Origin of the sequence: Gluconobacter oxydans, from assembly GCF_006539685.1 — a bacterium.
Lineage (GTDB): Bacteria > Pseudomonadota > Alphaproteobacteria > Acetobacterales > Acetobacteraceae > Gluconobacter > Gluconobacter oxydans.
In genome coordinates this window covers 119,793-146,790 of the sequence record NZ_BJNM01000003.1, presented here as the reverse complement: position 1 = coordinate 146,790, position 26,998 = coordinate 119,793, and the positions used below count along the sequence as shown (strand labels likewise).

Annotated in this window: 22 protein-coding genes; 11 read left to right on the top strand and 11 right to left on the bottom strand. The window is 62.6% G+C overall.

Features of this window, described 5'->3' with window-relative positions:
* Positions 1–2 precede the first annotated feature (2 nt).
* Positions 3–770: a DNA repair protein RecO gene (gene recO, locus GOX01_RS02560; RefSeq protein ID WP_024717295.1), complete on the top strand. Its 768-nt coding sequence runs from the start codon at positions 3–5 to the stop codon at positions 768–770.
* Here the strand turns inward: recO and GOX01_RS02555 are convergent.
* Entirely contained in the window at positions 764–1,240 is a 477-nt protein-coding gene (locus tag GOX01_RS02555; RefSeq protein ID WP_024717322.1) for a hypothetical protein, read from the bottom strand. The two genes, recO and GOX01_RS02555, sit on opposite strands and share 7 nt — an antisense overlap.
* Here GOX01_RS02555 and parC point away from each other — a divergent pair.
* Entirely contained in the window at positions 1,217–3,427 is a 2,211-nt protein-coding gene (gene parC, locus GOX01_RS02550) for a DNA topoisomerase IV subunit A (RefSeq protein WP_011251674.1), read from the top strand. The genes GOX01_RS02555 and parC overlap by 24 nt on opposite strands.
* Before the next feature lie 18 nt (positions 3,428–3,445).
* Here parC and GOX01_RS02545 read toward each other — a convergent pair whose 3' ends face one another.
* Positions 3,446–4,168, bottom strand: coding sequence for an arginyltransferase (locus tag GOX01_RS02545; RefSeq protein WP_011251673.1), 723 nt, complete (start codon positions 4,166–4,168; stop codon positions 3,446–3,448).
* 155 nt (positions 4,169–4,323) lie between these two features.
* Here GOX01_RS02545 and cls point away from each other — a divergent pair, with 155 nt between their 5' ends.
* Complete coding sequence (gene cls, locus GOX01_RS02540; RefSeq protein WP_011251672.1) at positions 4,324–5,736, top strand: cardiolipin synthase; 1,413 nt, start codon at positions 4,324–4,326, stop codon at positions 5,734–5,736.
* A 5-nt stretch (positions 5,737–5,741) separates the two neighbouring features.
* Here cls and GOX01_RS02535 read toward each other — a convergent pair whose 3' ends face one another.
* Together GOX01_RS02535 and GOX01_RS02530 are read right to left on the bottom strand one after the other, a co-directional pair.
* Positions 5,742–6,368 carry an endonuclease/exonuclease/phosphatase family protein gene (locus GOX01_RS02535; RefSeq protein ID WP_011251671.1) on the bottom strand — a complete coding sequence of 209 codons (627 nt, stop codon included), beginning with the start codon at positions 6,366–6,368 and terminating at the stop codon, positions 5,742–5,744.
* Positions 6,365–7,444: an AI-2E family transporter gene (locus GOX01_RS02530; protein ID WP_011251670.1), complete on the bottom strand. Its 1,080-nt coding sequence runs from the start codon at positions 7,442–7,444 to the stop codon at positions 6,365–6,367. The genes GOX01_RS02535 and GOX01_RS02530 overlap by 4 nt, the downstream gene beginning before the upstream one ends.
* 129 nt (positions 7,445–7,573) lie before the next feature.
* Here GOX01_RS02530 and GOX01_RS02525 point away from each other — a divergent pair, with 129 nt between their 5' ends.
* Both GOX01_RS02525 and metC read left to right on the top strand, forming a co-directional pair.
* Positions 7,574–8,410: a sulfurtransferase gene (locus GOX01_RS02525; protein ID WP_011251669.1), complete on the top strand. Its 837-nt coding sequence runs from the start codon at positions 7,574–7,576 to the stop codon at positions 8,408–8,410.
* Between the two features lie 2 nt (positions 8,411–8,412).
* On the top strand, positions 8,413–9,624 hold the full coding sequence (gene metC / locus GOX01_RS02520) for a cystathionine beta-lyase (protein ID WP_024717297.1): 1,212 nt from the start codon (positions 8,413–8,415) through the stop codon (positions 9,622–9,624).
* Between the two features lie 3 nt (positions 9,625–9,627).
* On the opposite strand, the gene GOX01_RS02515 is transcribed toward metC, so the two are convergent.
* The 3 genes from GOX01_RS02515 to GOX01_RS02505 form a co-directional block, all read right to left on the bottom strand.
* Positions 9,628–11,130 carry a YifB family Mg chelatase-like AAA ATPase gene (locus GOX01_RS02515; protein ID WP_011251667.1) on the bottom strand — a complete coding sequence of 501 codons (1,503 nt, stop codon included), beginning with the start codon at positions 11,128–11,130 and terminating at the stop codon, positions 9,628–9,630.
* A 50-nt stretch (positions 11,131–11,180) separates the two neighbouring features.
* Positions 11,181–12,431: a phosphoglycerate dehydrogenase gene (serA, locus tag GOX01_RS02510; protein ID WP_011251666.1), complete on the bottom strand. Its 1,251-nt coding sequence runs from the start codon at positions 12,429–12,431 to the stop codon at positions 11,181–11,183.
* 140 nt (positions 12,432–12,571) lie between these two features.
* On the bottom strand, positions 12,572–13,360 hold the full coding sequence (locus GOX01_RS02505) for an inositol monophosphatase family protein (RefSeq protein WP_062269756.1): 789 nt from the start codon (positions 13,358–13,360) through the stop codon (positions 12,572–12,574).
* Positions 13,361–13,435: 75 nt separating this feature from the next.
* Between GOX01_RS02505 and GOX01_RS02500 the strand changes: the two genes are divergently transcribed.
* The 4 genes from GOX01_RS02500 to smpB are packed head-to-tail and all read left to right on the top strand — an operon-like array spanning position 13,436 to position 16,429.
* On the top strand, positions 13,436–14,161 hold the full coding sequence (locus tag GOX01_RS02500) for a 3-deoxy-manno-octulosonate cytidylyltransferase (RefSeq protein ID WP_011251664.1): 726 nt from the start codon (positions 13,436–13,438) through the stop codon (positions 14,159–14,161).
* Complete coding sequence (locus tag GOX01_RS02495; protein ID WP_011251663.1) at positions 14,161–14,994, top strand: prephenate dehydratase; 834 nt, start codon at positions 14,161–14,163, stop codon at positions 14,992–14,994. The genes GOX01_RS02500 and GOX01_RS02495 overlap by 1 nt, the downstream gene beginning before the upstream one ends.
* Positions 14,995–15,032: 38 nt before the next feature.
* Complete coding sequence (dapA, locus tag GOX01_RS02490) at positions 15,033–15,926, top strand: 4-hydroxy-tetrahydrodipicolinate synthase (protein WP_024717298.1); 894 nt, start codon at positions 15,033–15,035, stop codon at positions 15,924–15,926.
* 8 nt (positions 15,927–15,934) lie between these two features.
* The gene (gene smpB / locus GOX01_RS02485) at positions 15,935–16,429 is read left to right on the top strand and encodes an SsrA-binding protein SmpB (RefSeq protein WP_011251661.1); all 495 of its coding nucleotides are present in this window, start codon (positions 15,935–15,937) and stop codon (positions 16,427–16,429) included.
* Positions 16,430–16,576: 147 nt separating this feature from the next.
* Here the strand turns inward: smpB and GOX01_RS13310 are convergent, their stop codons facing one another.
* Positions 16,577–17,263, bottom strand: a complete 687-nt coding sequence (locus tag GOX01_RS13310; RefSeq protein WP_011251660.1) for a cold-shock protein — start codon at positions 17,261–17,263, stop codon at positions 16,577–16,579.
* Between the two features lie 277 nt (positions 17,264–17,540).
* On the opposite strand from GOX01_RS13310, the gene GOX01_RS02475 reads away from it, so the two are divergent.
* Positions 17,541–18,542: a lipid A deacylase LpxR family protein gene (locus GOX01_RS02475; RefSeq protein WP_024717299.1), complete on the top strand. Its 1,002-nt coding sequence runs from the start codon at positions 17,541–17,543 to the stop codon at positions 18,540–18,542.
* 55 nt (positions 18,543–18,597) lie between these two features.
* Here GOX01_RS02475 and GOX01_RS02470 read toward each other — a convergent pair whose 3' ends face one another.
* Positions 18,598–20,298 (bottom strand): putative bifunctional diguanylate cyclase/phosphodiesterase, encoded by a 1,701-nt coding sequence (locus tag GOX01_RS02470; protein WP_011251658.1) that lies wholly within the window; start codon positions 20,296–20,298, stop codon positions 18,598–18,600.
* 78 nt (positions 20,299–20,376) lie between these two features.
* Positions 20,377–22,527 carry an ATP-dependent DNA helicase RecG gene (gene recG / locus GOX01_RS02465; RefSeq protein ID WP_228119083.1) on the bottom strand — a complete coding sequence of 717 codons (2,151 nt, stop codon included), beginning with the start codon at positions 22,525–22,527 and terminating at the stop codon, positions 20,377–20,379.
* Positions 22,528–22,599: 72 nt separating this feature from the next.
* Between recG and mfd the strand changes: the two genes are divergently transcribed.
* Complete coding sequence (gene mfd, locus GOX01_RS02460) at positions 22,600–26,121, top strand: transcription-repair coupling factor (RefSeq protein ID WP_062269252.1); 3,522 nt, start codon at positions 22,600–22,602, stop codon at positions 26,119–26,121.
* Here mfd and GOX01_RS02455 read toward each other — a convergent pair.
* Entirely contained in the window at positions 26,110–26,973 is an 864-nt protein-coding gene (locus tag GOX01_RS02455; protein ID WP_011251655.1) for a hypothetical protein, read from the bottom strand. The two genes, mfd and GOX01_RS02455, sit on opposite strands and share 12 nt — an antisense overlap.
* Between the last annotated feature and the right edge of the window lie 25 nt (positions 26,974–26,998).

The following is a 26,998-nucleotide window of genomic DNA, read 5'->3' as shown; positions in this document are numbered from 1 at the left end:
CGATGGAATGGGAAGCGGCAGCGCTGGTTCTGTCAGTCCGGCCTTACGGTGAAGGAAGTGCGCTCGTTCATCTGTTCAGCGAGCAGCACGGGGTCTCGCATGGTATGGCGCGCGGGGGAGCGTCCCGTCGTCAGGCTTCCTTGTGGCAGACCGGCAATCTTGTCATGGCGCGGTGGCGGGCGCGGCTCGCGGATCAGCTCGGGACTTTGACGGCCGAGCCGGTTCAGTGCGTGGCGGGGCGCATTCTTGATGCGCCTTTGCAGCTTGAGATGGTGAGTAGTGCCTGCGCGCTGGTCGATGGGGCGTTACCTCAGGGGGAGCCGCATCCGGAGCTTTTCATGCGGCTGGTTCGCCTTCTGACGCTGATCAGCGTGGCGCCCGAACCTGCGCCGATGGGGGCCTATCTGCGCTGGGAAGCCCAGCTTCTGGCCGGGCTCGGCTATGGGCTGGACCTGTCGGAATGTGCGGTGACGGGCGCGCGGGAGGATCTGGTCTACGTGTCACCGCGGTCGGGACGGGCGGTAAGCCGGGAAGGAGCCGGCGAATGGCGGGACAGGCTCCTTCCGTTACCCGCGCTGATGACGGATGAAACACAGGACGGAACACCCGAAGACTGGAAAGATGGTCTGGCGCTGACGGGACATTTCCTGTCACGCTGGGTATTCGGCGTGCGGCACCAGCCGCTGCCGGCGGCGCGGGAGCGGCTGGTGGAGTATGTGCAGCGGCTTCAGCCTGCACCACCGGACGCTGATGCGGAGTCCGATCAGTAGAAAACGTGGCTGGGGCCGGGGCGCAGACCGTTGACGACGTCCACATCGGCTGTGCTGTCCCAGACGGACCAGTCCCAGCCGGGATGCTGGTTGATCTCGGCCGTCATGCGCTGTTCATGCGCGGCATCGATCGGATGACTGGCCTTGTATGCGGCATAGGCGGTTTTATCGCCCATATAGACGCAGCCGCAGGCGATGGGATCGGCATAGAGCAGGACCGGCTGCCCGTTCTGCATGCGGTAGGTCAGGGTGTTGGGGGGCAGGAGGTTCATCATCGCCCAGCGTGCGGTCGTATCGGCAGGATGCGCCTTGAAACCAGCCAGGGCGAAGGACACTTCCGCCTTCTGGACGGGCCGATAGGGTGAGCAGGCGGCCGTGCTGATGAGGAGAGCGCTGGACAGGATGGCACGCCAGTGTCTAAGTCCTGCACGAAAGAGGGGAGATGCATGGGAACGGATCTGGCTGGTCATATCGAGGATACCAAGCTCGCTGAGGCTCTGAGCGAGCGATATATTGCGTATGCGATGTCGACAATCATGTCGCGGTCCCTTCCGGACGTGCGTGATGGCCTGAAGCCGGTACACCGCCGCCTCCTTTATGCGATGCAGCAGCTCCGCCTTGATCCCACATCAGGGTTTAAAAAGTGTGCACGTGTCGTCGGTGATGTGATTGGTAAGTTCCATCCGCATGGCGATGCTTCCGTGTACGAGGCGCTGGTGCGTCTGGCGCAGGATTTTGCGGTCCGTTATCCGCTGGTTGAGGGACAGGGCAATTTCGGCTCCATCGACGGCGATGGAGCGGCCGCCATGCGTTATACCGAAAGCCGCCTGACGGAAGTTGCGCAGGCGCTGCTGGACGGGATTCAGGACGATGCGGTCGATTTCCGCGCGACCTACGACAATGAAGATCACGAACCCATCGTGCTGCCGGGCACGTTCCCCAATCTGCTGGCCAATGGCGCTGCGGGCATTGCCGTGGGCATGGCGACGAGCATCCCGCCGCATAATGCCGCCGAAATCTGCCGGGCCGCCAAGCTTCTGATCGAAAAACCGGATGTGACGATCGCCGAACTGGTGGATCTGATGCCCGGGCCGGATTTCCCGACGGGCGGTATTCTGGTGGAAGAGCGCGACTCCATCATCCGTTCCTACGAAACCGGCCGTGGCAGTTTCCGGACGCGGGCCCGCTGGGAAGTGGAGCAGGGGCGGTTTGGCACCTGGGTGATTATCGTCACCGAGATCCCGTATCAGGTGCAGAAATCCCGTCTGATCGAGCAGATCGCCGACCTGATGGAGCAGCGCAAGCTGCCGCTTCTGGGCGATGTGCGGGATGAGAGCACGACCGATATCCGTCTGGTGCTGGAACCCAAGACCAAGGGTGTTGAGCCTGAAGTTCTGATGGAGACGCTCTTCCGAAACACGGCGCTGGAGAACCGGTTCAGCCTGAACATGAATGTTCTGGGTGGAGACCGTGTTCCGGGTGTGCTGTCGCTGAAGCAGGTTCTGCGGGCCTGGCTGGATCACGTTCATGAAGTGCTCGTGCGGCGCTCGAACCATCGCCTCGCAGCGGTGCTGCGGCGGCTGGAGATCCTTGAGGGCTTTCTTGCGGTCTATCTGAACCTTGACGAGGTGATCCGGATCATCCGTGAAGAGGACGAGCCCAAGGTCAGCCTGATGGCGACGTTCAGCCTTACGGATGTTCAGGCCGAAGCTGTTCTGAACATGCGGCTGCGCTCGCTGCGGCGGCTTGAGGAAATGGAAATCCGGCGTGAGCGGGATAAGCTTGCGGACGAGCAGAAAGCCCTTGAGACGCTGCTGGGCTCAGAGCGTCGCCGCTGGACCCGGATTGGCAAGGATCTGGACGGCACGATCAAGAAGTTCGGTTCCGGTCCGCTGGGGGAGCGCCGGACACTGATTGCGGCCGCGCCTGAGCTCATCGATATTTCTGCGGCGCTGGAAATCGACCGCGAGCCGCTGACGGTTCTGCTGTCCCGCGAAGGGTGGATCCGGGCCATGAAGGGCCATGGGCTCGATCCGCAGGGGCACCGGTTCAAGGAAGGCGATGAGGGCTGGCTCTCCGTGGAATGCCAGAGCACCGACCGTCTGTGCCTGATCTCCAGCAGCGGCAAGGCTTATACGATCAAGGCGGCGGATCTGCCACGCGGACGTGGTTTCGGTCAGCCGTTCCGTACTGTGGTGGATGTGCCTCAGGAAGACCGTGTGGTGACGCTGTTCCCGGTTTCGGATGAGGGGCGCCGTCTGATCGCTTCGGCGGCCGGGCGGGGCATGATCGTGTCCGAAGCGGGGCTTGTGGCCGAGAAACGGACGGGCAAACAGGTCTTCAACATCAAGGACGGTGACGAGGTCTTTGCCTGTGTTCCGGTGGGTGGAACCCATGTTCTGACCCTGGGGCAGAACAAGCGGGCGCTGATCTTCCCGCTGGAGCAGGTGCCGGAAATGACGCGTGGCGGCGGTGTGGCGTTCCAGAAGCTGGGCGACAGCACGCTGCGGGATATCCGGACGCTCACCCTGTCCGAAGGACTGTTGTGGCAGGAAGGCCAGCGTGTCCGTGCGACGGCGGATCTGGCCCCGCTTGAGGGGCGCCGCGGTGCCGTGGGGCGTGCGGCGCCGCAATGGATGCTCCGCAACAAGAGCTGAAGCGGGATCATCCCCCATTCAGGCGGGGGATAATGCTGCCAGCAGGCTCCATTGGCCGTCCCGGAAGACTTCGGGGGGGCCGAAGGCGGCCTTGTAGGCCATCTTCGGGCTGCCGGGGACGTAATAGCCCAGATACAGGTGTTCCAGCCCCAGGCGGGCGGTCTCTTCGATCAGCCACAGGATCGAGAACGTGCCCCATGAGGCCGTCAGGTCGTTGACGTCATAGAACGTGTAGACAGCGGATAGTCCGTCCGACAGACGGTCCATCAGGCTGACGCAGACGAGCGTGCCATCGGGGCGGCGGAATTCGGCCAGAAAGGTCTCGACCGGCGTATTGGCGATCAGCTCCGCGTAATCGCGCCAGCACATGTGGGCCATGTCGCCATCGGGATGGCGGACGGCCTGATACATCTCGAACAGGCGGAACTGCTCGTCGGTGGGGACCGGCGGGATGATGTTCACCACGAGGTCTGTGTGGCGGCTGCGGATTTTCTTCTGGGTGCGGGTCGGGGCGAAGGTCGCGGCCGGGATACGCATGGGTGTGCAGGCGCGGCAGCCGACGCAGACGGGGGCGTAGGCGATCGCATGGCTGCGGCGGAAGCCAGCCTGGGACAGGCGGTTGTGCAAGGCTACGGCGTCAGGGCCCGCGAGTTCGGTCAGGACCTTGCGTTCGGTCCGGTCGGGCAGGTAGGGGCACGGGGCCGGAGCCGTCGTGTAGAAGAGCTGTGGGCGATGCTGCATGGAACGCTCTCCTTTTTCGAAAGACGGGGCCGGAAGATGATCCTATCGCAAGGACGGGGGCTGGCGCATCCTCCATCTTTGCGAAAGGATGACGGAAGAAGATCCGGGGGCTGATGTGCTGTTTGCAGCACAGGATGTCCGCCGCAGGGAGATTTATGACGCACTGGACCGTTTTCCACATTTTCATGCAGATCCTGCGCTGGACGCTGCCCCTGCTCGTCACGGTCCATGCGCTGGTGCACAAGCGCGATACGGCGTCCTGCACGGGGTGGATCGGCATCTGCTGGATTGCGCCCGTTCTGGGGACGGTTCTGTATCTGATGTTCGGGATCAACCGTGTCCGGCGCCGGGCGCAGAAAATGGTCAACCGGCATCTGTGGGAAGGGCGCGACCCACTGGCGCAGTACCGCCAGACCGTGGATGGCGATCTGGCACCGCTTTCAAAGATGCTGGGGCGTCTGACGGAACGGCCCCTGATGCGGGGCAATTCGATCACCTGCCTTCATGATGGGGACAATGCCTATCCGGTCATGCTGGAGGCAATCGGTCAGGCCAAAAAATCGGTCATCCTGTGCTCCTATATTTTCCGCGATGATGAGGTGGGGCAGCGTTTTGCCGAGGCTCTGGTGGCGGCGAAGCGGCGCGGGGTTGAGGTCCGGGTTCTGGTGGACGGGATCGGGAGCGGCTATTTCCGCTGCGGGATCGAGCGCCGGCTGCGGCGTGAGGGTGTGGCCTGCGCACGCTTCATGCACTCGGTCTGGCCCTGGCGCATGCCGTTCATCAATCTGCGCAATCATCGCAAGATCCTCGTGGTGGACGGGACCATCGGCTTCATGGGCGGCCTGAACATCGGCGAGGAGAACATGCTCCGGCTGCGGACGAAGTTGCCGGTGGCGGACACGCATTTCCGACTTCAGGGACCGATCGTGCATCAGCTGGCCGTGGCGTTCGCCTGGGACTGGTCGTTCACGACGGGTGAGGAACTCGAAGGCGAGCGTTATCTGCCCGAGCCGTCCCCGGTGGGGGATGTGCCGATGCGCATCGTGACGTCAGGCCCGGATACGGATCTGGAAAAGATCGAATACGGGATGTTGCAGGCCTTCGCGTTGGCCCGGACCCATATCTGGGTCATGACACCGTATTTCCTGCCCGATGACCGCTTTTCGACGGAGCTTATTCTGGCAGCATTGCGGGGCGTGGTGATCGATATCGTCGTGCCCAGAAGCAGCAATCACGCGCTGATCGACCATGCGCGCGATGCCAATCTGCGGCCGTTTCTGGATGCGGGCTGCCGGGTGTGGATGGCCGATCCGCCGTTCAATCATTCCAAGCTGATGGTCGTGGATGATGAATGGAGCTTTGTGGGGAGTGCCAATATCGACATGCGCTCCCTGCGGCTGAACTTCGAGATCAATCTGGAAATCTATGACACCGGCGTGGCGAAGGATCTGTCTACCTTCATGCAGACGCATCGCCGCAACCGGCTGACGCATCATGATCTGGACAGCCTGCCGTTCCTGACCCGGATGCGCAATTCGGCGATCAGGCTGCTGTTGCCCTATCTGTAAGGGTCTTACGCGCCCAGTCGCAGCGTGACGGAGATGGGGCGGTGATCGGAGCCGAAGCGCGGCAGGGCGCGCGCTTCCAGGCGGGACAGGCCACGCACGAGACAGCGGTCCAGCCTCAGCGGAACATGGTTCAGCATCCGGTGTGTCTTTTCCTTGGGGCCAACATCCAGAAAGCCCGGGAGCAGGACGGGACCGACAAGGTTGAAGTCACCCATGATGACGGCGCGGTGGCGCATGTTGGCGCTGATGCTGCGAAGCTGGCGCCGGTTGAGGATCTGACCATGCGACAGATGCACGTTGGCGAGCGAGAAGCTACCGAAATCGATGAGCTGGGCCGTGCGCTTGACCAGCAGACCACGCGGCAGGCGGCAGAATGAGGGAGGGCGCGTAAACGGCAGGCGGCTCCAGCAGGCTGTTCCATGCGGGCGTCCGGGAAGTGGGATGCGGTCATAATAGCCGCCGAGGATCTCGGGAAGTTCGTCCACCGCTGTCTGCGCTTCCTGCATGACGACGATATCGGGATCTTCCGCACGGATAACTGTCAGGACGTCTTCGAGGGACGCGCCTTCCCAGCGGTAAAGGTTCCAGCTCAGGATCTTGAAAGAGGCTCCGGACTGAAGGGACGTCGTCATTTCGGAGGCTCCGGCAGATAGAGGGGGTTGCGTTCGCGGTGATGGGGGCCGGCGGCGAACTCGCTGGTCAGGGTATAGCCGACAGCCAGCAGGACGGGGCCGAGGAAGATGCCTACACCGCCAAAGGTCACGATGCCGCCGAGAACGCCCAGGACGGTCAGCAGATAGGGCAACTGGGCACCGCGGGCGATGAAGGCCGGGCGGATGACGTGATCGGCACCCGAGATGATCAGGATGCCGTAGATGGCGAGGAACAGGCCGTGCCCGAAATGGTGGGTCATGCCCAGCCAGATTGCGGCCGGGACCCAGACGAGCGGAGCGCCAATGGGAAAGACGGCCACGAAAGCGGTAATGCCCGCCAGGAGGACGGGAGAGGGCACGCCCGCCAGCATGAGGCCGATCCCTGTAAGGACGCCCTGGATCAGGGCGGTGCCAAGGATGCCGTAAACCGTGCCGCGGACTGTGCGGCCGATGATGTTGATGAGACGCGGCGTGGTATGCGGGCCGGCGATGCGGTCGATCAGCGCCGTGATGGTGTTGCCGAGTGTATCGCCGTTGAGCCACAGGAAGAACGCCACGAACAGCGCCATGACGAGTTCGGCGAGGCCGCCTGCCAGACGCAGAAGGACTGTCAGCGTCAGATGGGCGATCTGTCCGGCATAGGGGCGCAGAACTTCGGTCGCGAAGGCGCCGACGTCATGGCTGAAATGATGCCAGGCATTCACGAGATGAGGACCGGCCATCGGAATACGGTTTAGCCAGGCGGGAGGCGGGTTCGCGCTGGTGACATGCAGGATCAGGGTGTCGATTTCCGAAATCGTGCCGGGAATGTCGCTGATGCCCGCGCTGGTCAGGACGGCCAGAGGGACAACGATGAAGAGCGCGCTCAATGCCATCATGGCGAGAGCGGCCAGCGCAGGGCGGACATGCCGGCGCATGCGGCGGTAGATGGGCCAGGTCGTGAAGGCGAGGATCGCAGCCCACAGGATGGCCGAGAGGAAAGGCCACAGGATGATGCCGCATCCATAGGCAATTCCGGCCAGGATGAGGCCAAGGAGAATCCGCTCGGTCGTCATGCGGTGCCGTTCTCCTGACTGGAGCCGGACGGGAGCCCGGACCGGCATGACTCTGTGGGCTGCGTGTTCATGGAGTGACACATTGGCACGCTCTAGCGTCGGACGCATCCCTCGACCTATGGTGCGGGTATGACGATCTCGCCACTTGTTGATGCCGCGACCCTGATCTCCGAGGTTGGCCGGTTCATTCCCCTTGATGCCAGCGTGCTTTTGCCGGGGCAGAAAGGCGACCCCGCTGCCGCGTTTGCCCAGCGCCATCTGCCCGATGCACAGCGATTCGATATTGATGTCTTTGCTGACCCGGACAGCCCGCTTCCGCATACGGTGCCGGGGGCCGCGCGTTTCGCCCGGCTGATGGGGGCGCTTGGAGTAAGCGAGGATGTGCCGGTCGTGTTTTATGACGGGCGCGGAAGTGTCGGTGCCTGCCGGGGCTGGTGGCTTGCACGGCTGTTCGGGCACCGGAACGCGCGGATACTCGATGGTGGACTGGAGGCCTGGCTGAAGGCCGGCGGCCCGGTGGAAGAGGGCGCAGCGTCCGCAAAGGAGCCAGTCCTTTTCCGGACCCGTCCCCGCTACGGGCTTCTGGCGGGTTCGGGGGATGTGCGGCTTGCGCTGGAGCGGGAGGGCAGTTTCGTTCTCGATGCCCGGAGTGCAGGACGGTTTGCCGCGACAGTTCCGGAGCCGCGTCCCGGGGTGCGGAGCGGCCACATGCCCGGCGCAATGAGCATGGACTGGACGCGTCTTGTGGATAAAAGCGGCTGCTTTCTGCCGGCTCCCGAACTGAAGCAGATTCTGGGTGCGGCGGCGGGGCGATCGGTGATCGCAACCTGCGGCTCCGGGCTGACAGCTGCGACGATCGTGGCGGCTGTGGCGATCGCGGGATATGGCGATGCGGCTTTGTATGATGGATCCTGGGCGGAATGGGGCAGTGACCCCGACGCCCCGGTTGTGACGGGAGAGGGATGAGCATGAGCGATCTGGAAAAGCAGGTCAGCGCGGGATGGAGCCGCATGGCCTCCATGCTGGTGCGCGAGGGGCGTCCACACGAGCTTCCGGAATCGGGAACATTCGTGAATGCGCCAGTGAGCCGCGGATCGACGGTGCTGTTTCCATCACTGGAAGCCATGAACCGGACGGACGGTCGCAGCCATGCCCACAAGGTGGTTTACGGGGCCATGGGATCGCCGATTCAGCACCAGCTTGAGGAAATGCTCAGCCGGATCGAGGGCGGAACCCATACACAGGTTGTCGGCTCAGGGCTCGCCGCCTGCGCATTGCCGCTTCTGGCGTTTCTGGGTTGTGGAGACCATCTTCTGCTGCCCGACTCGGTTTACGGACCGACGCGGCGCTTGGCGGGAACCATGCTTCAGCGCATGGGCGTGACGACCACCTATTACCCTCCCACGGCATCCCGAGACGAAGTTCTGGCGCTCATGCGACCGGAGACGAAAGTGCTGTTCGCAGAAAGTCCCGGCAGTCACACTTTCGAGGTGCAGGACGTACCTATGCTGGCCGGAATCGCGCATGAGGCCGGAGCGCTTCTAATGCTGGATAATACCTGGGGGATCGGTGTGTTCCAGCCCTTCACTCATGGTGTGGATGTGTCGATCCAGGCGCTGTCGAAATATCCCGCCGGGCATTCTGACGTCATCATGGGGTCGGTCACGGTCAATAATGAGGCGCACTGGAAGACATTGCGCGATGCCGCAATCCAGCTGGGGCTATGCGCCGGGCCGGACGACTGCTGGCTGACGCTGCGGGGGCTGCGGACAATGGGGGTGCGGCTGGCGCATCAGTCGCGCTCGACGCTGGAAATCGCGCAGTGGCTGAAGACACGCCCCGAAGTGGCGCGGGTTCTGCATCCGGCGCTGGAAGACTGTCCGGGACATGAGTTCTGGAAGCGCGATTTTACCGGGGCGTGCGGCCTGTTCGGGGTGGAGCTTCAGCCGGAAATCTCCGTTGAAGCCGCCGAGCGTATGATCGACGGGCTTGGGATGTTTGGGATCGGAGCATCCTGGGGTGGGTATGAAAGTCTGGTCCTGCCGACCACGGGACATATCCGGCGCGTAACGGGTGAGGGTGGTCCGACATCCGCGACATTCCGTCTGCATATCGGGCTGGAAGACGTCGAGGATCTGAAGACCGATCTGGCACGAGGTCTGGACAGCCTTCAGTTCTGAACCTCAACGGCGACGGAAGGTCAGGGCTTCAGCAACGTGATGGCGCTGGATGCTCTGGGTGCCTTCCAGATCGGCGATGGTGCGGGAGACGCGGATCAGGCGCGTGATGCCCCGATTGGACAGGCGCAGTCTTTCAGCGGCCTGTTCGGCAAGAGAGCGGGCATCGTCGTCCATATCGAGCCGGTCCGGAGAGACCTGCGAATTGGGAACGCCCTGACGGTCGATCTGGCGTTGGCGGGCAATTTCCACGCGAGCACGAACCTTGGCGCTGCTCTCTCCTTTCGGCGCGCGGCTGATTTCGATGGGAGATAACGGCTCGATCTGCACGCAGAGATCCATGCGGTCGAGCATCGGGCCGGAAATCTTCGCCGTGTAGTCCTCGCCGCAGCGCGGGGCCTTGCGACAGCTCCGTTCGGGGTCACCCAGATAGCCGCAGCGGCAGGGATTCATGGCGCCGATGAACTGGAAACGGGCCGGATAGGTGGTGTGATGGGCCGCACGGGCGATGGAAATGCTGCCGGTTTCGATGGGCTGGCGCAGGGATTCCAGACAGGCCCGCGAGAACTCCGGAAGCTCGTCGAGAAACAGCACGCCGTTATTGGCAAGGCTGACTTCGCCGGGTCGGGCTTTTGCACCGCCTCCCACAATGGCGGGAAGGCTCGCACTGTGATGCGGGGCGCGATAGGGCGGTCGGACGACCAGCCTTCCGTTTTGCAGAATGCCTGAAACGCTGTGGATCCGACTGGTTTCCAGCGCTTCTTCCCGTGTCAGGTTGGGTAGAATTCCGGGCAGACGGCTGGCGAGCATGGATTTTCCTGCACCCGGCGGTCCACTCATGAGCATGGAATGGGCCCCGGCAGCGGCAATTTCCAGAGCGCGTCGTCCGATTGCCATCCCTTTGACGTCCACGAGATCCGGCCCGTACTCGATGACATGTTCGGTCGGGAGCGAGGCCGGCGACAGGATCTGCTGTCCCTGAAAATGGGAAACAAGGGCCGCGAGTGTGGGGGCGCCGAGAACGTCCGTGCTGTCATTGCCCCAGCGTGCTTCCATCGCCTGGGCTGCCGGACAGATCAGTCCGAGCTCATCCTGGACGGCACCAATGGCAGCGGACAGAACGCCAGCGACGGGATTGATGCGTCCGTCCAGCGACAGTTCACCCACAGCCGCATAGGCCGAAACGGCCTCCAAGGAGAGGATCCCCATCGCACACAGCAGGCCAAGGGCTATGGGAAGATCGAAATGCGCGCCTTCCTTGAGAAGGTCGGCCGGCACGAGATTGACGAGGATGCGTTTGGGCGGAAGCGCCAGTCCCATGGCTGTCAGGGCAGCGCGGACACGTTCGCGGGCTTCGCCGACGGATTTGTCCGCCAGTCCCACAACGAGAAATGCGGGCAGGCCGCTGGAGACCTGGACCTCGACCGTGACCGGAACGGCTTCGATACCCGAGAAGGCGAAGCTCTGGATGCGGGCGAGGGCAGGTGTATGCGGGCTGGGACTCGTCATGAGACAAATCCTAGCCCGAAATTATTTACCGTTGGTTAACGGCAAGGGTGTCAGGCGCGCTGGTACAGCAGGCGGGCACGCAGTGTGCCATCGAGGGCCTTGAGGCCGTCCAGCAGCTTCGTGTCCATGTCAGGGCCTTCCGACTCGGCTTCGACAACGACGTAGCCGACTTCACCATCCGTCTGGAGGTACTGGGCCGTTACGTTGCAGTTCTGCGAGGCGAACAGGTCATTGATCTGGCGCATGATGCCCGGCCGGTTGGCATGGACATGCATGAAGCGCGTGCCCCGGGGACGCTCGGGAAGCTGGACGCTGGGAAAGTTGACGGATCCGATCGTGGAGCCAACGTCCGAATAATCGACCAGCTTGCGGGCGACTTCGACGCCGATGCGCTCCTGCGCTTCCATCGTGGAGCCGCCGATATGCGGGGTGAGGATGACGTTCTCGAGGCCCTGAAGCGGCGTTTTGAACTCTTCGCCGGCCTTCTTGGGTTCGACCGGGAACACGTCCACGCCCGCGCCCATCAGGTGTCCGTCCTTCAGCGCAACTGCGAGGGCCTCAAGCTCCACGACGTTGCCGCGCGCGTTGTTGAGCAGGATGGAATTGGGCTTCATGGCCCGGATTTCCGTCTCTCCGATCAGCAGATCGGTCTCCGGCGTCTGCGGAACATGGAGGCTGACGATGTCGGACTGTGCGAGCAGGTCATGCAGGGTGGACACGGCGATGGCGTTGCCATGCGGCAGGCGCGGCATCACGTCGAAATACAGCACCCGCATGCCGAACGCCTCGGCCAGGACCGAAAGCTGGGAGCCGATGGAGCCATAACCAACAATACCGAGCGTTTTGCCACGGACTTCCCAGGCGTTGGTGGCGGACTTGTCCCAGCCGCCTTTGTGGCAGGCTTCCGAGCGCGACGGAATGCGGCGGAGGAGCATGACGATCTCGCCCATCACCAGTTCGGCCACGGAGCGGGTGTTGCTGAACGGTGCGTTGAAGACGGGAATGCCGAGCATGCGTGCGGCGTTCAGATCGACCTGGTTCGTGCCAATGCAGAAGCAGCCAATGGCCATGAGGCGGTCTGCGCCTTCGAGGACTTCGCGGGTCAGCTGCGTCCGGCTGCGGATGCCGACCATGTGCACACCCTGAAGGGCTTCCTTCAGCGCATCACCTTCGAGTGCGCCCTTGACGCGCGTCACTTCGGTGTAGCCCTCTGCGGCGAAATGGGCTGCGGCGCTTTCGTGAATGCCTTCCAGAAGAAGAATGCGGATCTTGTTCTTGGGGAGAGAGAACTGCGTTTCCATAAATCCGTCCCGGTCATGAACCGGAAGGCTCCGGTTTCAATTCAAACTGCTTCCATCAGGTCTGGCCGTGACCAGACCGGTCCCGGCTCATGTCTGCCGCCACGTTCGCCGGGGTCCTCTCCCTAGCCGATTGGCGGGATTCAGGAAAGGTGGCGGACGAGTTCGGGAAGCAGGGTTGCGTCTCCGCAGGCCAGAACGGTGCCGTCACTTTCGAGCGTGAGAGGATTGCCCTGCCAGTCCGTGATGCGTCCGCCAGCGCCTTCCACCACGGGAACGAGCGCCCCCCAGTCCCAGGGTTTCATGGTGCATTCGGCAATGACGTCGATCTGGCCCAGGGCAAGCAGTCCGTATGCATAGCAGTCTCCACCCCATGACGTGCGGCGAGTATGTTTTTGCAGGTTGGCAAAGCGCGGGGCGTGCTCCGCGGTCATGATTTCTGGGGCCGTGCAGGACAGTTCCGCTTCGGCCGCTTCCGGGCAGGGGCGCGTGCCGATGGTACCGGGCAGACGATCGGACACGAAGGTGGTTGGCCCCCCCGTAACGCCAAGCCAGCGCTCTCCCGTAACGGGCTGGTCGATCAGCCCGAGGACGGGGCGGCCTTTGTGAAAGAGCGCAATGAGCGTACCAAAAGTGGGGCGGCCGGTCAGGAAAGCGCGGGTGCCATCGATGGGATCGAGAACCCAGAGCCAGTCGCTGCTGGCGCCGCTTATGCCGTTTTCCTCGCCTAGAATGGCGTGCTCCGGCAGACGTTCTTCAAGAATGCTGCGCATGGCCTGTTCGGCCTGACGGTCCGCGATGGTGACGGGGCTGTCGTCGGATTTGGCGTCGGCACGAAGGGACGTCCGGAAATGGGGCAGGACGGTCCTGCGGGCGATGTCGGCGCAGGCCGTGGCGGCTTCAATGGCGGTCTGCAGAACCGTTTCACTCATGATTTTCGTCTATTCCCGTCCCAGGAGCGTGGCATGAGATTGACGCCCGTTCTGGGGGGCGGCATCAGAGGGGCCATGCATCCGATCATCGTTATCCCCTCCAGACTTGCTTCGACCCGCCTGCCGCGCAAGCCCCTCGCTGATATTGGTGGCGTGCCCATGATCGTTCGGGTGGTCCGACGTGCGCTGGCGGCGAAGGCCGGACCGGTTGTCGTTGCAGCGGGGGATCCTGAAATCCTTGATGTCATCAGGGATATTCCCGATGTGCGGGGTGTGCTCACCGACTCGGGACTGGCGAGCGGGTCCGACCGTGTGCACGCCGCACTTGCGGAGGTGGACCCCGAGGGCAGGCACGATGTGGTGATCAACCTTCAGGGTGATCTGCCTCTGATCGAACCGTCCAGTCTGACTGCTGTCCTGAAGCCACTGGAAGATCCCACGTTCGATATCGGAACACTGGCGGCTCCCGTGACCAGCGATGCCGAGCATGATGCCTCCCAGGTTGTGAAGATTGCCTGCGCGTTTGACGGGGCGGACGTGGCGCGTGCGCTGTATTTCTCCCGTCTGCCCATTCCGTGGGGCGAGGGGCCGCACTGGCATCATGTCGGGATCTATGCCTGGCGTCGCGCGGCGCTGGAGCGTTTCGTGACGCTGCCGCCCTCCGCGCTGGAGCGCCGGGAAAGTCTGGAACAGCTGCGGGCGCTTGAAGCCGGCATGACGATTGGCTGCGCGAGGATTGACCACGCGCCTCAGGGCGTGGATACGCCTGCTGATCTTGAGCATGTGAGAGGATTGGTCTGATGCCGGTTATTGCATTTCAGGGCCGTCCCGGCGCCTATTCCGATCTGGCCTGCCGTCAGGCGCGACCGGGCTGGACCACGCTGCCGTGCCCGACCTTTGCCGATGCGATCGACGCCGTGCATGACGGTCGGGCGGACGAAGCGCTTCTGGCCTGTGAGAATACGCTGGCCGGGCGTGTGCCGGACATTCATTCGCTTCTGCCGGACGCCGGGCTTCACCTCGTCGGGGAATATTTCCAGCGCGTCGAGCACTGCCTTCTGGGCGTGCCGGGTGCGAAGATCGAAGATGTCCGCCGGATACACACACATCCCGTTGCATTGGGACAGGTTCGCAAACTGATCAGCGAGCTGGGTGTGGAGCCAGTAACGCAGTTCGATACCGCCGGTGCGGCCGAGATGGTGGCGCAGTGGGGACGGAAGGAAGATGCGGCGATTGCGTCTTCCCTGGCGGCCGAGCTGAACGGACTGACGGTGCTTCGGAGTAATGTCGAGGACGCTTCGCACAACACGACGCGCTTTTATCGCGTGGCCCGCAAACCTTGCATTCCCTCGCCCGAGCGCACAGATGTGCTGACGACCCTGCTGATGCGGGTCGGGAACTGCCCGGGTGCGCTCTATGCGGCATTGGGTGGATTTTCCCGGCATGGTATCAACATGACGCGGATCGAAAGCTACATGCTGGACGGCTCGTTTGCAGCGACGCAGTTCCTGATGGATGTCGAGGGACATCCGGAACAGGCCCCTCTGGCGGCGGCGCTCGCGGAACTGGAGCAGGTCAGCGACGATCTGAGAATTCTGGGTGTTTACCCAAGCAGTCTCTCACGCCGGGCGTGAGGGCAGGACAGGCAGAGCCCATGACAGAAGGCGAAACAATGGCTGACACGAGCATGTATCAGGGGTCGCTGACGGCTCTGGTCACTCCGATGCATACGGACGGACGGATCGATTTCGACGTTTCGGCAAAGCTGATCGAGCGTCAGATCGAAGCAGGCACCACGGCACTGATCCCAGCCGGTACGACAGGCGAAAGCCCGACGCTGTCGCATGAGGAGCATGGTCGCGTCGTGGCGCATTGCGTTGAGACGGCGAACGGCCGCGTGCGCGTCATGGCCGGTGCGGGTTCCAACAGCACTTCTGAAGCCGTTCTCATGGCAAAGCACGCCCATTCGGTCGGGGCTGACAGCGTGCTGGTGGTTGTGCCGTATTACAACAAGCCGACGCAGGAAGGACTGTATCGTCATTTCATGACGATTGCCGATGCAACGCCGCTGCCGATGTTCCTGTACTGCATCCCTGGGCGGTCAGTCGTGGATATCTCGGTCGCGACCATGGCGCGTCTTGCCGAACACCCGAATATCGTTGGAACCAAGGACGCGACGGCCAATATGGCCCGGCCGATTGCAGTGCGTCGTGCCGTGGACAAGCCGTTCAACCAGCTTTCCGGTGACGACAACAGCGTTCTGTCCTTTCTTGCTGCTGGTGGTGACGGCTGCATTGGCGTGACCTCCAATGTCGTGCCGCATCTGTGCGCGGACATGCACCTGGCCTGGCAGGAAGGGCGGATCGAGGATGCAATCGCTATTCAGGATCACCTGACGCCGCTGCATGACGCCATGTTCATGGAAAGCAATCCCGGTCCGGTGAAATATGCGCTTTCCAGACTTGGTCTGTGCAATGCAACGCTGCGCCTGCCCCTCGTAGAGCCGCAGGAAGAGACACGTCGGGCCATCGATGCGGCCCTCCGCTCGCTTGAGCTTCTGGACTGATCACAGCTATGGCCGGAAAGAAAACCAAGAGCGGCATGATTTCCCATGGCATGGCCGCACAGAACCGCAAGGGTCGGTTTGACTATACGATTCTGGAAACGACCGAAGCCGGAATCGTCCTGAAGGGGCCGGAAGTGAAAAGCCTGCGTCTCGGCCGGGCGACGATTACGGAAGCCTATGCTGCCGAGCGCGACGGCGAGATCTGGCTCTTCAATTCCTATATTCCGGAATATCAGGGCGGCGTTCTCTCCCGGTTTGAGCCGCGTGCTCCGCGCAAGCTGCTGATGCACCGCAAGCAGATCGCGCATTTTTTGGGCGCTGTCAGCCGTGCGGGCGCCAGTCTGGTGCCGCTTGATATTCATTTCAATGCCCGTGGCATGGCGAAAGTGACGCTGGGCCTGGGGCAGGGACGTCGCAAGGAAGACAAGCGGCATGCCATAGCCGAACGTGACTGGAAGCGGGACAAGGCGCGACTGGTCCGGAGCAGCGGCAAGGACTACTGAGCCGGTTTGCTCTGGGAATGATGATTGAAAAAAGGTCGGATTCTTCCGGCCTTTTTTTATTGTCTGGGCCGCAGTGCCGGCATGAAAAAAGCCGCTGCAGCAGAAGCTGGCAGCGGCTTTTTTTACTCAGACCGAAGTCCGGGTCGTTCAGTCAGCGCTGATTTCAGCAGCTTCCGGACCCTTCTGGCCCTGAACAACCTTGACGTTGATCGTCTGGCCTTCGTCAAGCGTCGGCAGGCCCGAACGCTCGAGAGCGGAGGCATGGACGAAGATGTCCTTGCCGCCGGATTCCGGGGTGATGAAGCCGAAGCCCTTCGTGGCGTTGTACCACTTGACCGTGCCACGCATGTCTTCAGCGCGGGACAGGTCCGGAGCCGGACGGCCCGGACGTGCACCACCGAAGCGGGGCTGATCACCGAAAGCAGCGCGGGGACGCGGTGCTTCTGCCGTGCTCTCGTCAACGGAGAGGACTTCAGCGACCTGACGGCCCTTCGGGCCCTGGCCGATGCGGACCACAACGGTCGCGCCCGGGTTCACGTTGCTGACACCAGCATTGGTGAGGGCGTTGGCGTGCAGGAAGATGTCGCCCGAGCCATCGGACAGTTCAACGAAACCGAAACCCTTCTCGGTGTTGAACCACTTCACGCGGGAGCTGATTTCCGGGCCTGAAGCTGCGACGAAGCTGTTACGACGGGGCGCGCCGTAGCCGCCACCACCATTTCCACCACCAAAGCCTCCACGATCGCCATAGGACGGCTGGGACGAGTATGTGTCGTCAAACCCGCCGCGGCGAGGTGAGTTGAAGCTGCTGCGGTCGGTTCTATTGTTTCTCAACGGTCTAATCCCGAGACTGGGGTGTCATGATAGGGCGGACCCTGCCGTGACGTAATTTCAAAAATTTGGAAAAAAACGACGTTGTTTCTCTCCTGCAGCAATCCCTAGCACGCTTTTTTCCTTCTCTGCCACAGGGAATATGGGGCTGAAACATAACTCGCGCTAATTTTAAGATTGGGATGAGACCCGTCGACACTTTGATTCCGGTCGTGAAAATGACATACACACGTTTCCCAGTACTTGGTGGTTCCCGATCCCGCGCGTAACAGAGGTGCCCATGCGAAGCCGACTGACTTTTTCCATTGGAGCCACTGCCGTGCTGGCGCTGTCTTCCACCGCCATGGCCACGCCGTTGCAGGATCCGTACGGAACCTGGACCGTCCAGGGTGAGAATGACGCGATTTCCACGCTGAAAGGGACGTCGGATCAGTATTATACGTCCGGTCTGCGCATCAACTGGACATCGGGAACGGACAATCTTCCGCGGCCTATCGCGAAGCTGAACCATATCCTGATGGGCGATGGCGTACAGCGTATCAGCATCGGTCTGCAGCAGATCATCGACACGCCGCGTGACACCCAGGCCGATAATCCGCCGCAGGGTGACCGCCCTTATGCCGGGCTGCTGCTGGGAACCGTGAACCTCATCAATGATACGGATCTTTCCCGGACCGTAATGGGAATCCAGTTCGGCATGCTTGGTCCGTCGGGACTCGGGCGTCAGGTCCAGAACGGCTTTCACAAGGCCATCAGCGATACGCCGAGCACCGGCTGGTCACACCAGCTCGCCAATCAGCCGATCTTTCAGGTTCAGGCCGGCCGGATCTGGCGCGTGCCTGTCCTGAATGTCTATGGCATTCATGCCGACGTGCTGCCGGCGATCTCGGGTGCGGCGGGTGATTACCGGACCTATGCCGATGTGGCGACGACGTTCCGCATCGGTCAGGGTCTGGACAGTGACTTCGGCAATGCGACGATCGGACCGGGACTCGACGGCACGGATGCGTTCCGCGCGACCCGTCCTTTTGCCTGGTATTTCTACGGCGGTGTCGAAGGCCAGGCCGTGGGCTATGACGTGACGCTTCAGGGCAGCACGGTCCGCCCCAATGCGCCTCACGTCGAGAAGGTCTGGGATGTGGGTGAGATCCATGCCGGTGTGGCTGTCATGTGGCACGGCGTGCGCCTGTCCTACAGCCAGAACTGGCAGACGGCACAGTTCGAGACGCAGAAGGCGGGTCTGTTCAACTACGGATCGCTCAAGCTTTCGGTCAAGTTCTGACGTTTCCGGACCGGGGGCTGAAAAGGCCGCTTTCCTTACGGGAAGCGGCCTTTTTTCATGCCTGGGCGAGATGCGGGACGTGGCTGTCCCGGACCGGAGCCCCCAGCAGGTAACCCTGGACTTCCTCGCAGCCATTGGCATCGAGCAGGGCCATCTGGTGTTCGGTTTCAACACCTTTCGCGCAGCAGGTGATGTTCAGGGAGCGGGCAAGGGAGAGAATGGCGTACATGATCTCGTCGGCACGCATGTCTTCACCCAGATACTGGACGAAGGCGCGGTCGAGCTTGATCTGGTCCAGAGGATAGATCCGCAGCCGCTCCAGTGAGGAATAGCCGGCCCCGAAGTCGTCGATGGCAAGGCGCACACCCAGCGCGCGGACGCGGGAGAGCTCGCGAAAGGCGATGTCGGAAGGACCGAAGGGACGGCATTCGGACAGTTCGACTTGCAGTCTTCCGGGCGGAAGGCCGGTCTCGGTCAGGACGGTATCGACGAGCGGGGCAAGCCGTTCATTGACCAGCCAGACCGGCGAGACATTCACACACACACGCAGCGGAGTCGGCCAGCGCAGGGCGGCCAGGCAGGCATTGCGCAGGCTCCAGCTGTCGAGTGCCTCGATCATGCCGACTTCCTCGGCATAACGGATGAAGAGATTGGGGGCTACTTCACCATGGCCCGGTCGGGTCCAGCGCAGAAGCGCCTCATGTCCGACGATCTTCTGGGAAGCCGTATCGACGATGGGCATCCATTTCAGAAAGAGGGCATCGTCTTCGACCGCTTTGAGCAGATCCTTCTCAAGGTTTGACGTGATGGCATAGGTGTTCGTCAGTTCCGCATTGGCGCGGCGCTCATGACCACCTCCAGTGCGATTGGCTTCGGTCAGGGCTGCGCGGGCAGCGAGGATCAGCTGGTTCGCGTCTCCTGCATCCTGCGGATAAACGCTCCATCCTGCTGAAATCGAGAACGGAATGGCGCCCATATCCAGCGACACGGGTGTGCTTGAGATCTGCAGGATCGCATTGACCAGGGAACGGGTCGTGACGGCTGTGGTGCCCGGCGGTGTCAGGACCATGAAATGGCCGCCGCCGATCGAGCTGAGGAAACAGCCTTCCGGCAGAACGGCTCTGAGGCGGCGGATCATTTCCGCGAGGATCAGGTCAGCCGTGTCCCATCCATAGCGGTCGTTGATCAGCGAGAGATGATCCAGGTTGAGATGGATCAGGCTGAACACGGCACGGCGTGAGAGCTTGCCTGTCCGTTCAATGAACTGATGAAGGACGCGGAGGCTTTCCTCGCGGTCCGGCAAGGAGGATTTTCCCGGATAGTCGGCAGTCTCGTTGGCAAGCTCGCCTGCGACGTCCTGCAGGGCGCGGCCAGCCGTGGCCGAGAAACGTCCGCCCGGTGGACAGAGCGCGACCAGAAACAGTCCGGACTTGCCGTCACTCGAACTTGTGGGGACGGGGTATCCGATAAGGGAAAAGTCATCGGGTAACGGGCAAGAAAACGGAGTGTCGCCATTCCGATTCTGTTCCGATGAAAGAATGATCTTTCCCGTAGCCGCTTTCTGCAGTGCTAGCGGAAGGGGGCCGATGGCATGGAGAATATCCGGGGTGCCGCTTGCGGAGAGGTCCAGCAACGCGACTGCCGACCCGCCCGTCGCGGGCAGAAGCAGACGAAAAAGCAGGGATCGGCGATCCGAAGAGGTGCCAGAGTATTCGTGTGAAGTCTCTTTCTGAGCGTCTCTGGCAGGACTGCTCATCACGCGTGTACTCCATGAAATTCAGTTGAATGCATTACTGATCAAGTAGCGGCATTATATCCTCATGAACTTTTCTGTCTAACCGGAAATCAGAAGTCTGTCCGGATCATTCCGGTCAAATATTTCCAGAAGAAGTCTGAGTGCGTGACCGCGGGGACCTTCCAGATGCGGGTTACGGGCGATTTCACGCTCGCTGTCCTGCTGCATGGCCGTCAGCAGCAGGCTGAGACGCGCGCCCTGCGCCAGACGGAAGCCGGGAAGTCCGGACTGCCTGTCCCCCGCAATGTCGCCGCCGCCACGGATTCTGTAGTCCTCGTCGGCGATCAGGAAACCGTCATTCGTGTCGCGCAGAAGGCTCAGGCGTCGAACAGCGGTCGGTGTGGCAGCCCTGTCGTGGAGCAGTAGGCAGAAGGACTGTTTCGAGCCGCGCCCGACGCGCCCGCGAAGCTGGTGAAGCTGGGCCAGACCGAAGCGCTCGGCCTGTTCGATGACCATGACCGAAGCCGCCGGGATGTCCACGCCCACTTCAATGACGGTGGTAGCGACAAGAAGGCGTGTTTTACCCAGACGGAACCTGTCCAGCGCCTCCTGACGGACGGTAATGTCCTGTTTGCCGTGAGCAAGGCCGACGAGCCCTTCAAAGCGCTGCTCCAGCGACGCCCATCGTTCTTCCGCCGCTGCTGCGGCCTGTGTCTCGCTGTTTTCGATGAGAGGGCAGACCCAGAAGACCTGCACACCATCGCGCAGGGCGCGGCTGATGCCGGCGAGTACGCTGTCGAGCGAGTCCATGCTGTGGAGGGTCGTGCGGATCGGCTGACGGCCCGGCGGTTTCGAGTCCAGACGGCTGACGCTCATTTCACCCCATTCCATGAGCTGGAGCGTGCGGGGAATGGGGGTCGCCGTCATGACGAGGATGTCGGTCGCTTCCCCCTTGGCGCTCAGATTCATTCGCTGGCGGACGCCGAATCGGTGCTGCTCGTCGATAACGGCAAGGCCGAGGTCGTGGAAGGTCACGCCGTCCTGAAACAGGGCGTGGGTGCCGACGACAATCTTTGCAGTTCCATCCGCGATGGCAGCGAGGGTCTTGCGCCGGGCCGCGCCCTTGATGGTGCCGCTCAGATAGACGCATTCGGTCGGGCAGAGACGGGAGAGCGTTTCAAAATGCTGGCGGGCAAGGATTTCGGTAGGCGCCATCAGAGCGGCCTGTGCCCCGGACTCGACGGTCTGGAGCATGGCGTTCATGGCGACAAAGGTCTTGCCTGCCCCGACATCGCCTTGAAGCAAACGCATCATGGGGGTTGAGGCGGAGAGATCTGCGGCGATTTCGGCAATCGCCAGTGTCTGGGCGTGGGTGGGTTTATGGCCAAAGCGGCGCAGCATTTCGGCCTGGAGTTCGCCGGTGCCGGGGAAGCTGCGTCCGTGCCGTTCGCGGGCCTTGAGGCGGGCGAGACCGAAACAGAGCTGATCGGCCAGCAGTTCATCGGCGGCGAGACGGGACAGGGCGCGGTTGCGGACAGGCTCCCAGGCGATTTCCGGCGGGATGATCTCGGGGGACTGCATCAGGCGCAGGGCCTGCGTGAAGGACGGCCACTTGCGCTGGGTAACGAGAGCCGGGTCCAGCCATTCCGGCAAGTCGGGAAGGAGTGCCAGAGCGGCACGCATGGCCTTGCGGACCGTATAGGGAAACAGGCCCGCAGTCAGGGGCCAGACGGGTTCGAGCGAGGGGAAACTGTCGCGCTTGGCCCAGCTTACAACATGGTCGGGCTGTGGCATCGTCAGCTCGCCCTGAAACGTGCCGGTCTTGCCGGAGACGAGGAGTTCGGCGCCGATCGTGGGGCTGGGCATGTTGCGCGTCTGGAAGAAGACCAGATCGAGCTTTCCGGTGTCGTCTTCGGTACGGATGATGGAGGGCTGTCCGGGGCGCCCGGCCTTGCGCAGGGCGAGGACACGCACATGGGCTGTCAGGATTTCGCCGGGCGCGAGATTGTATCCGTCTGCGACTGTGCGCAGAATACGCCGGTCAACAACCCGTTCGGGCAGAGTGAACAGCAGGTCCAGAACGCGTCGGCCGCCCGCGATTTTCTCCAGCAGGGTAGCGTGCCGGGGGCCGATGCCGGGCAGGCTCGTCAGCGATGCGAAGAGGGGAGCGAGACGGTCGTTCCATGCTTCGTTGCGCTGTTCTTTGTCGAAATGGGATGGAAGAGACTGCAGGAACTGTTCGGACGGCATCGTGACAACGGGCGCTTCCCGTGCTCCTCGGGCTGACAGGCGATGGAACGGCAGGTATAGGGCATTAGCAGGATGGAACAAAACGAAACCATGACCCGTGAAATGTCCACAGCGTCCTTCGGCAGGTCTTTCGGACCGACCGTCTGGGGCGTGCCGGATGGCAGTGTGGCCTTTCTTCTCCGCCAGCGTCTCGCCGAGCATGACGGACCTCTGCTCCACGTTGCTCGCGATGACGCCGCCGTGGCCGCGCTGGCCGATATGCTGGCCTGGCTCATGCCGGAAGTGGAAGTTCTGCGCCTGCCAGCCTGGGACTGTCTGCCTTATGACCGCGTTTCGCCCAATCCGGTTCTGATTGCTGAACGGGCCGGGACGCTGTGCCGTCTGCTGGAGCCCACCAAGGCGCGGCGGATTGTGCTGACGACCGTGCATAGTCTGATCCAGCGCGTTCCTCCGCGCTCGGCGTTCCGGGGGCAGTCCATCAGCGTGAAGACGGGTGAGAGCCTCGATCAGGCGATGCTGATCGAACTGCTGATCGCCAACGGCTACACCCGGACCGATACGGTCATGGAAGCGGGCGAGTTCGCGACACGGGGCGGCATCTTCGACCTGTTTCTGGCCGGCGAAAGTGATCCGATCCGGCTGGACCTGTTCGGGGACGAGGTCGAGAACATCCGTGCGTTTGACGTTGGAACGCAGCGCTCCACTGAGACCCTGAAGTGCTTCGAACTGCGCCCCGTGTCCGAATTCTCGCTGGGCCCCGACAGCATCAGCCGCTTCCGGACAGGCTGGCGCGATTCGTTTGGCCCCGCGGCAACATCCGATACGATCTACGAGAATGTCTCCGACGGCCGGCGTTATCCTGGCCTGGAGCATTACCTGCCGCTGTTTCATGACGGTGACGGGCACCAGATGGAAACGCTGCTGGATTATCTGCCGGGCGGGGCAGTCAGCTTCGATCATCACGCGCCGGAAATCCTCAAGGCGCGGCTGGACATGATAGCCGATCATTATCAGGCCCGCCGTGTGCCGACGCGTGAGGGCGAAATTCTGTATCGTCCGCTGCCGCCGCACAGGCTGTATCTGGATGCTCACGGCTGGGAGTCGATGCTGGCGGATGTGCCTTCCGTCATCCTCAATGCATTTGCCATGCCGGATACGGCTCAGGGCGTGGATGCCGGCTATCGCCCCGGACCGCTGTTCGCGCGCGCCAAGGACGGAAGCCGGGCCGGGATGTTTGAAGCCTTCGGACAGCAGGTAAAGACCTGGGCCGAGGCAGGACGCAGAACCTACGTCACAGCCTGGAGTCGCGGATCGCGTGAGCGGATTTCGCATCTTCTGGCCGAGCATGGTGTTACGACGACGTCCTATGAAGACTGGCCGGATGCGGCAGGAATGCCGAAGGGCACGACCGGCCTGCTGACGCTGGGGCTGGAGCGCGGGTTTGTCTCGGACCGTCTGTGCTTCGTCTCCGAGCAGGATCTTCTGGGCGAGCGGATTTCCCGTCCCCCCCGTCGCCGCAAGCGTGGCGAGCAGTTCATCTCGCAGGTCGGCGAGATCGCGGAAGGGGATCTGGTTGTTCATTCCGATTACGGGATCGGGCGCTATGTCGGGCTTGAAACGGTCGTCGAAGGCCGGGTTGCGCATGACTATCTGTCGATCCTCTATGACGGGGAACAGCGGCTTCTCCTGCCGGTCGAGAATATCGAACTTCTGAGCCGTTTTGGCTCCGAACAGGTGGGTGTTCAGCTCGACAAGCTGGGCGGCACGGCCTGGCAGGCGCGTAAAGCCAAGATGAAGTCGCGCATCCGCGTCATGGCGGGTGAGCTGATCAAGACAGCCGCGGCCCGTGCGCTCAAGGATGCGCCGACGCTCGCACCGGCCGAAGGACTGTGGGACGAGTTCTGCGCGCGCTTCCCGTTTGTGGAGACGGAAGACCAGTCCCGCGCGATTGCAGACGTGTTGGAAGACATGAGCGCCGGCCGGCCGATGGATCGGCTGGTCTGTGGCGATGTGGGCTTCGGCAAGACGGAAGTGGCGCTGCGGGCGGCGTTCGTGGCTGCACTTTCGGGGATGCAGGTCGCGGTCGTGGTGCCGACGACGCTGCTGGCCCGCCAGCATTTCCGCAGCTTCTCGGCACGGTTCGAGGGCTTTCCGGTCAACGTGGCGCAGCTCTCACGCCTGATTACGCCCAAGGAAGCCACGAAGGTCCGTGAGGGCATGGCGGATGGTACGGTGGATATCGTGGTCGGCACTCATGCGCTATTGGCCAAGACTGTGTCCTTCGAGCGTCTGGGCCTGCTGATCATCGACGAGGAACAGCATTTCGGTGTGGCGCATAAAGAGCGTCTGAAGGCGCTGCGTGAGGACGTGCATGTCCTGACCCTGTCAGCCACGCCGCTGCCCAGAACGCTTCAGCTTTCGCTGTCCGGCGTCCGCGAAATGAGCCTGATCGCGACCCCGCCGACGGACCGTCTGGCAGTGCGCACATTCATCACGCCGTTCGACAGCGTCATGATCCGCGAGGCCATTCAGCGCGAACGGTTCCGCGGCGGCCAGATTTTCTGCGTCGTGCCGCGCCTGGCAGATATGGACCGGATGGCCGAGCGCCTGACGGAAATCGTACCGGACGCCAAGACAGTTCAGGCCCATGGACGTCTGACGCCGACCGAACTCGAACGCGTTATGACGGAATTCGCGGACGGAAAATACGACATTCTGCTCTCCACCAATATCGTGGAAAGCGGGCTGGATATGCCGAGCGTGAATACGATCATCATTCACCGCGCGGATATGTTCGGGCTGGGGCAGCTCTATCAGCTTCGTGGACGTGTCGGACGGGGCAAGCAGCGCGGTTACGCCTATATGACCTGGCCGCAAACACGTCCGCTGTCTCCGTCATCGGAAAAGCGTCTTGAGGTTATGCAGACGCTGGACTCGCTGGGGGCAGGCTTCACGCTGGCTTCCCATGACCTAGACCTGCGCGGTGCAGGCAACCTGCTGGGTGATGAGCAGTCCGGGCATATCAAGGAAGTCGGAATCGAGCTGTATCAACAGATGCTCGAAGATGCCGTGATCGATATGCGCCGTGAGCGCGGCAAACGTCAGGACGACGAGGACAGCTGGACCCCGAACATCATTCTCGGCCTGCCGGTCCTGATCCCCGAGGCCTATGTGCCGGATCTTCCGGTGCGTCTGGGGCTCTATCGGCGCATTGCGTCACTGACGAACGAGGCCGAGGTCGAGGCCATGCGGGCGGAACTTGTGGACCGTTTCGGATCGCTTCCGCCGGAAGTGGGCAATCTGCTCGATGTGGTCCTGATCAAGCGTCTGTGCCGTGAGGCTGGCGTGGAACGTCTGGAAACCGGGCCGAAGGGCATGGTGATCCAGTTCCGCCGCAACCGTTTCCGCAATCCGGCTGCGCTGATTGACTGGGTGACGCGCAAGAAGGAATCGGGCGTGAAGATCCGCCCCGATCACAAGCTTGCGGTTATCCGCGAAATGACGAACGCGACCCGCATTGGCTATGCCAAGAAGGTCACGACCGTCCTGTGCAAGATGATCCGCAAGCTTGAGGCGGCGAAATCAGGGGACTGAGAACGGCAGCGGGATGCGGTTGACGGTCACAACACCGCCACTCAGCCCGATGTCCCACAATGTCGCATCGCCGCTCTGACGGCCCATCAGCCGGGCGATCGTCAGGGCGGCCACGACCTTCTTCGAGGCCGTGTCGCGGATTTCGCCGATCAGGGTGTCGACATTCGTGACGCTGACATGCAGGTCCGCGGCTGAGGTGGAGGCTGTTGCGCCGGGTTCGATGCTGCCCTTGCCGTCGATGGCGCTGCTGCCGGAGACGGCGTGCAGGGCGTTGATCGTGATCTGCTGGCGTGCGGTATCGAGACCCTGGATCGTGAGGTCTGCCGAAAGCTGCGTGGGCATGAGGGGCTGTTTGGTGTCATGGATGCCCGTGCCTTCGACCTTCAGTCGCAGGTCCGGCGTGGTCTGGACAGCCTGGATTGAAGCCTTGCGGATGGTCATGTTGTGGCCGGGGCGAGCCAGCGTGACGTCTGTCCAGGCGGCCTGCGGGGTTCCGCTGCGGATATCGCTGCTGTTGATCGTCAGGCTCTGGTCCTTGCAGGCCGCGCTGATCCCGCCACGGAAGGCGCTGAGTGCGGCATAGGCTGCCACGGCGTTGAAGCGCTCCAGGGTGGCGCTTTCAACGTGCCCGGACGGATCGGACAGGTTCACGCCGCGGATGTCGAGCGTGATGTCGGTGCCGGTCAGGGTCGCATGCAGGGTTTTTGCCGTCAGGCCATGCGTGGCGGCCTTCGTGCCGGAAAGTTCGTAGGTGAAGCAGGATTCCGGCAGACCGGAAAGGGTGGAGGCGCTGGCCATAACCGGCATCAGAAGCGCGGCAGTGGCGGCGAGCAGGGGCAGGCGAATGGACATGAGGGGGTTCCGGACTGTGGAGAAG

Bases quoted from the DNA above. Each gene is read 5' to 3' on its own strand.
- cls (WP_011251672.1), top strand. From the start codon at position 4,324: ATGACGCACTGGACCGTTTTCCACATTTTCATGCAGATCCTGCGCTGG.
- metC (WP_024717297.1), top strand. From the start codon at position 8,413: ATGAGCGATCTGGAAAAGCAGGTCAGCGCGGGATGGAGCCGCATGGCC.
- GOX01_RS02455 (WP_011251655.1), bottom strand. From the start codon at position 26,973: ATGTCCATTCGCCTGCCCCTGCTCGCCGCCACTGCCGCGCTTCTGATG.
- GOX01_RS02530 (WP_011251670.1), bottom strand. From the start codon at position 7,444: ATGACGACCGAGCGGATTCTCCTTGGCCTCATCCTGGCCGGAATTGCC.
- smpB (WP_011251661.1), top strand. From the start codon at position 15,935: ATGGCCGGAAAGAAAACCAAGAGCGGCATGATTTCCCATGGCATGGCC.
- recG (WP_228119083.1), bottom strand. From the start codon at position 22,527: ATGCCGTCCGAACAGTTCCTGCAGTCTCTTCCATCCCATTTCGACAAA.
- GOX01_RS02525 (WP_011251669.1), top strand. From the start codon at position 7,574: ATGACGATCTCGCCACTTGTTGATGCCGCGACCCTGATCTCCGAGGTT.
- GOX01_RS02545 (WP_011251673.1), bottom strand. From the start codon at position 4,168: ATGCAGCATCGCCCACAGCTCTTCTACACGACGGCTCCGGCCCCGTGC.
- GOX01_RS02555 (WP_024717322.1), bottom strand. From the start codon at position 1,240: ATGACCAGCCAGATCCGTTCCCATGCATCTCCCCTCTTTCGTGCAGGA.
- parC (WP_011251674.1), top strand. From the start codon at position 1,217: ATGGGAACGGATCTGGCTGGTCATATCGAGGATACCAAGCTCGCTGAG.
- GOX01_RS02470 (WP_011251658.1), bottom strand. From the start codon at position 20,298: ATGAGCAGTCCTGCCAGAGACGCTCAGAAAGAGACTTCACACGAATAC.
- GOX01_RS02535 (WP_011251671.1), bottom strand. From the start codon at position 6,368: ATGACGACGTCCCTTCAGTCCGGAGCCTCTTTCAAGATCCTGAGCTGG.
- GOX01_RS02495 (WP_011251663.1), top strand. From the start codon at position 14,161: ATGCCGGTTATTGCATTTCAGGGCCGTCCCGGCGCCTATTCCGATCTG.
- GOX01_RS02505 (WP_062269756.1), bottom strand. From the start codon at position 13,360: ATGAGTGAAACGGTTCTGCAGACCGCCATTGAAGCCGCCACGGCCTGC.
- GOX01_RS02475 (WP_024717299.1), top strand. From the start codon at position 17,541: ATGCGAAGCCGACTGACTTTTTCCATTGGAGCCACTGCCGTGCTGGCG.
- recO (WP_024717295.1), top strand. From the start codon at position 3: ATGGAATGGGAAGCGGCAGCGCTGGTTCTGTCAGTCCGGCCTTACGGT.
- dapA (WP_024717298.1), top strand. From the start codon at position 15,033: ATGGCTGACACGAGCATGTATCAGGGGTCGCTGACGGCTCTGGTCACT.
- GOX01_RS02515 (WP_011251667.1), bottom strand. From the start codon at position 11,130: ATGACGAGTCCCAGCCCGCATACACCTGCCCTCGCCCGCATCCAGAGC.
- serA (WP_011251666.1), bottom strand. From the start codon at position 12,431: ATGGAAACGCAGTTCTCTCTCCCCAAGAACAAGATCCGCATTCTTCTT.
- mfd (WP_062269252.1), top strand. From the start codon at position 22,600: ATGGAACAAAACGAAACCATGACCCGTGAAATGTCCACAGCGTCCTTC.
- GOX01_RS02500 (WP_011251664.1), top strand. From the start codon at position 13,436: ATGCATCCGATCATCGTTATCCCCTCCAGACTTGCTTCGACCCGCCTG.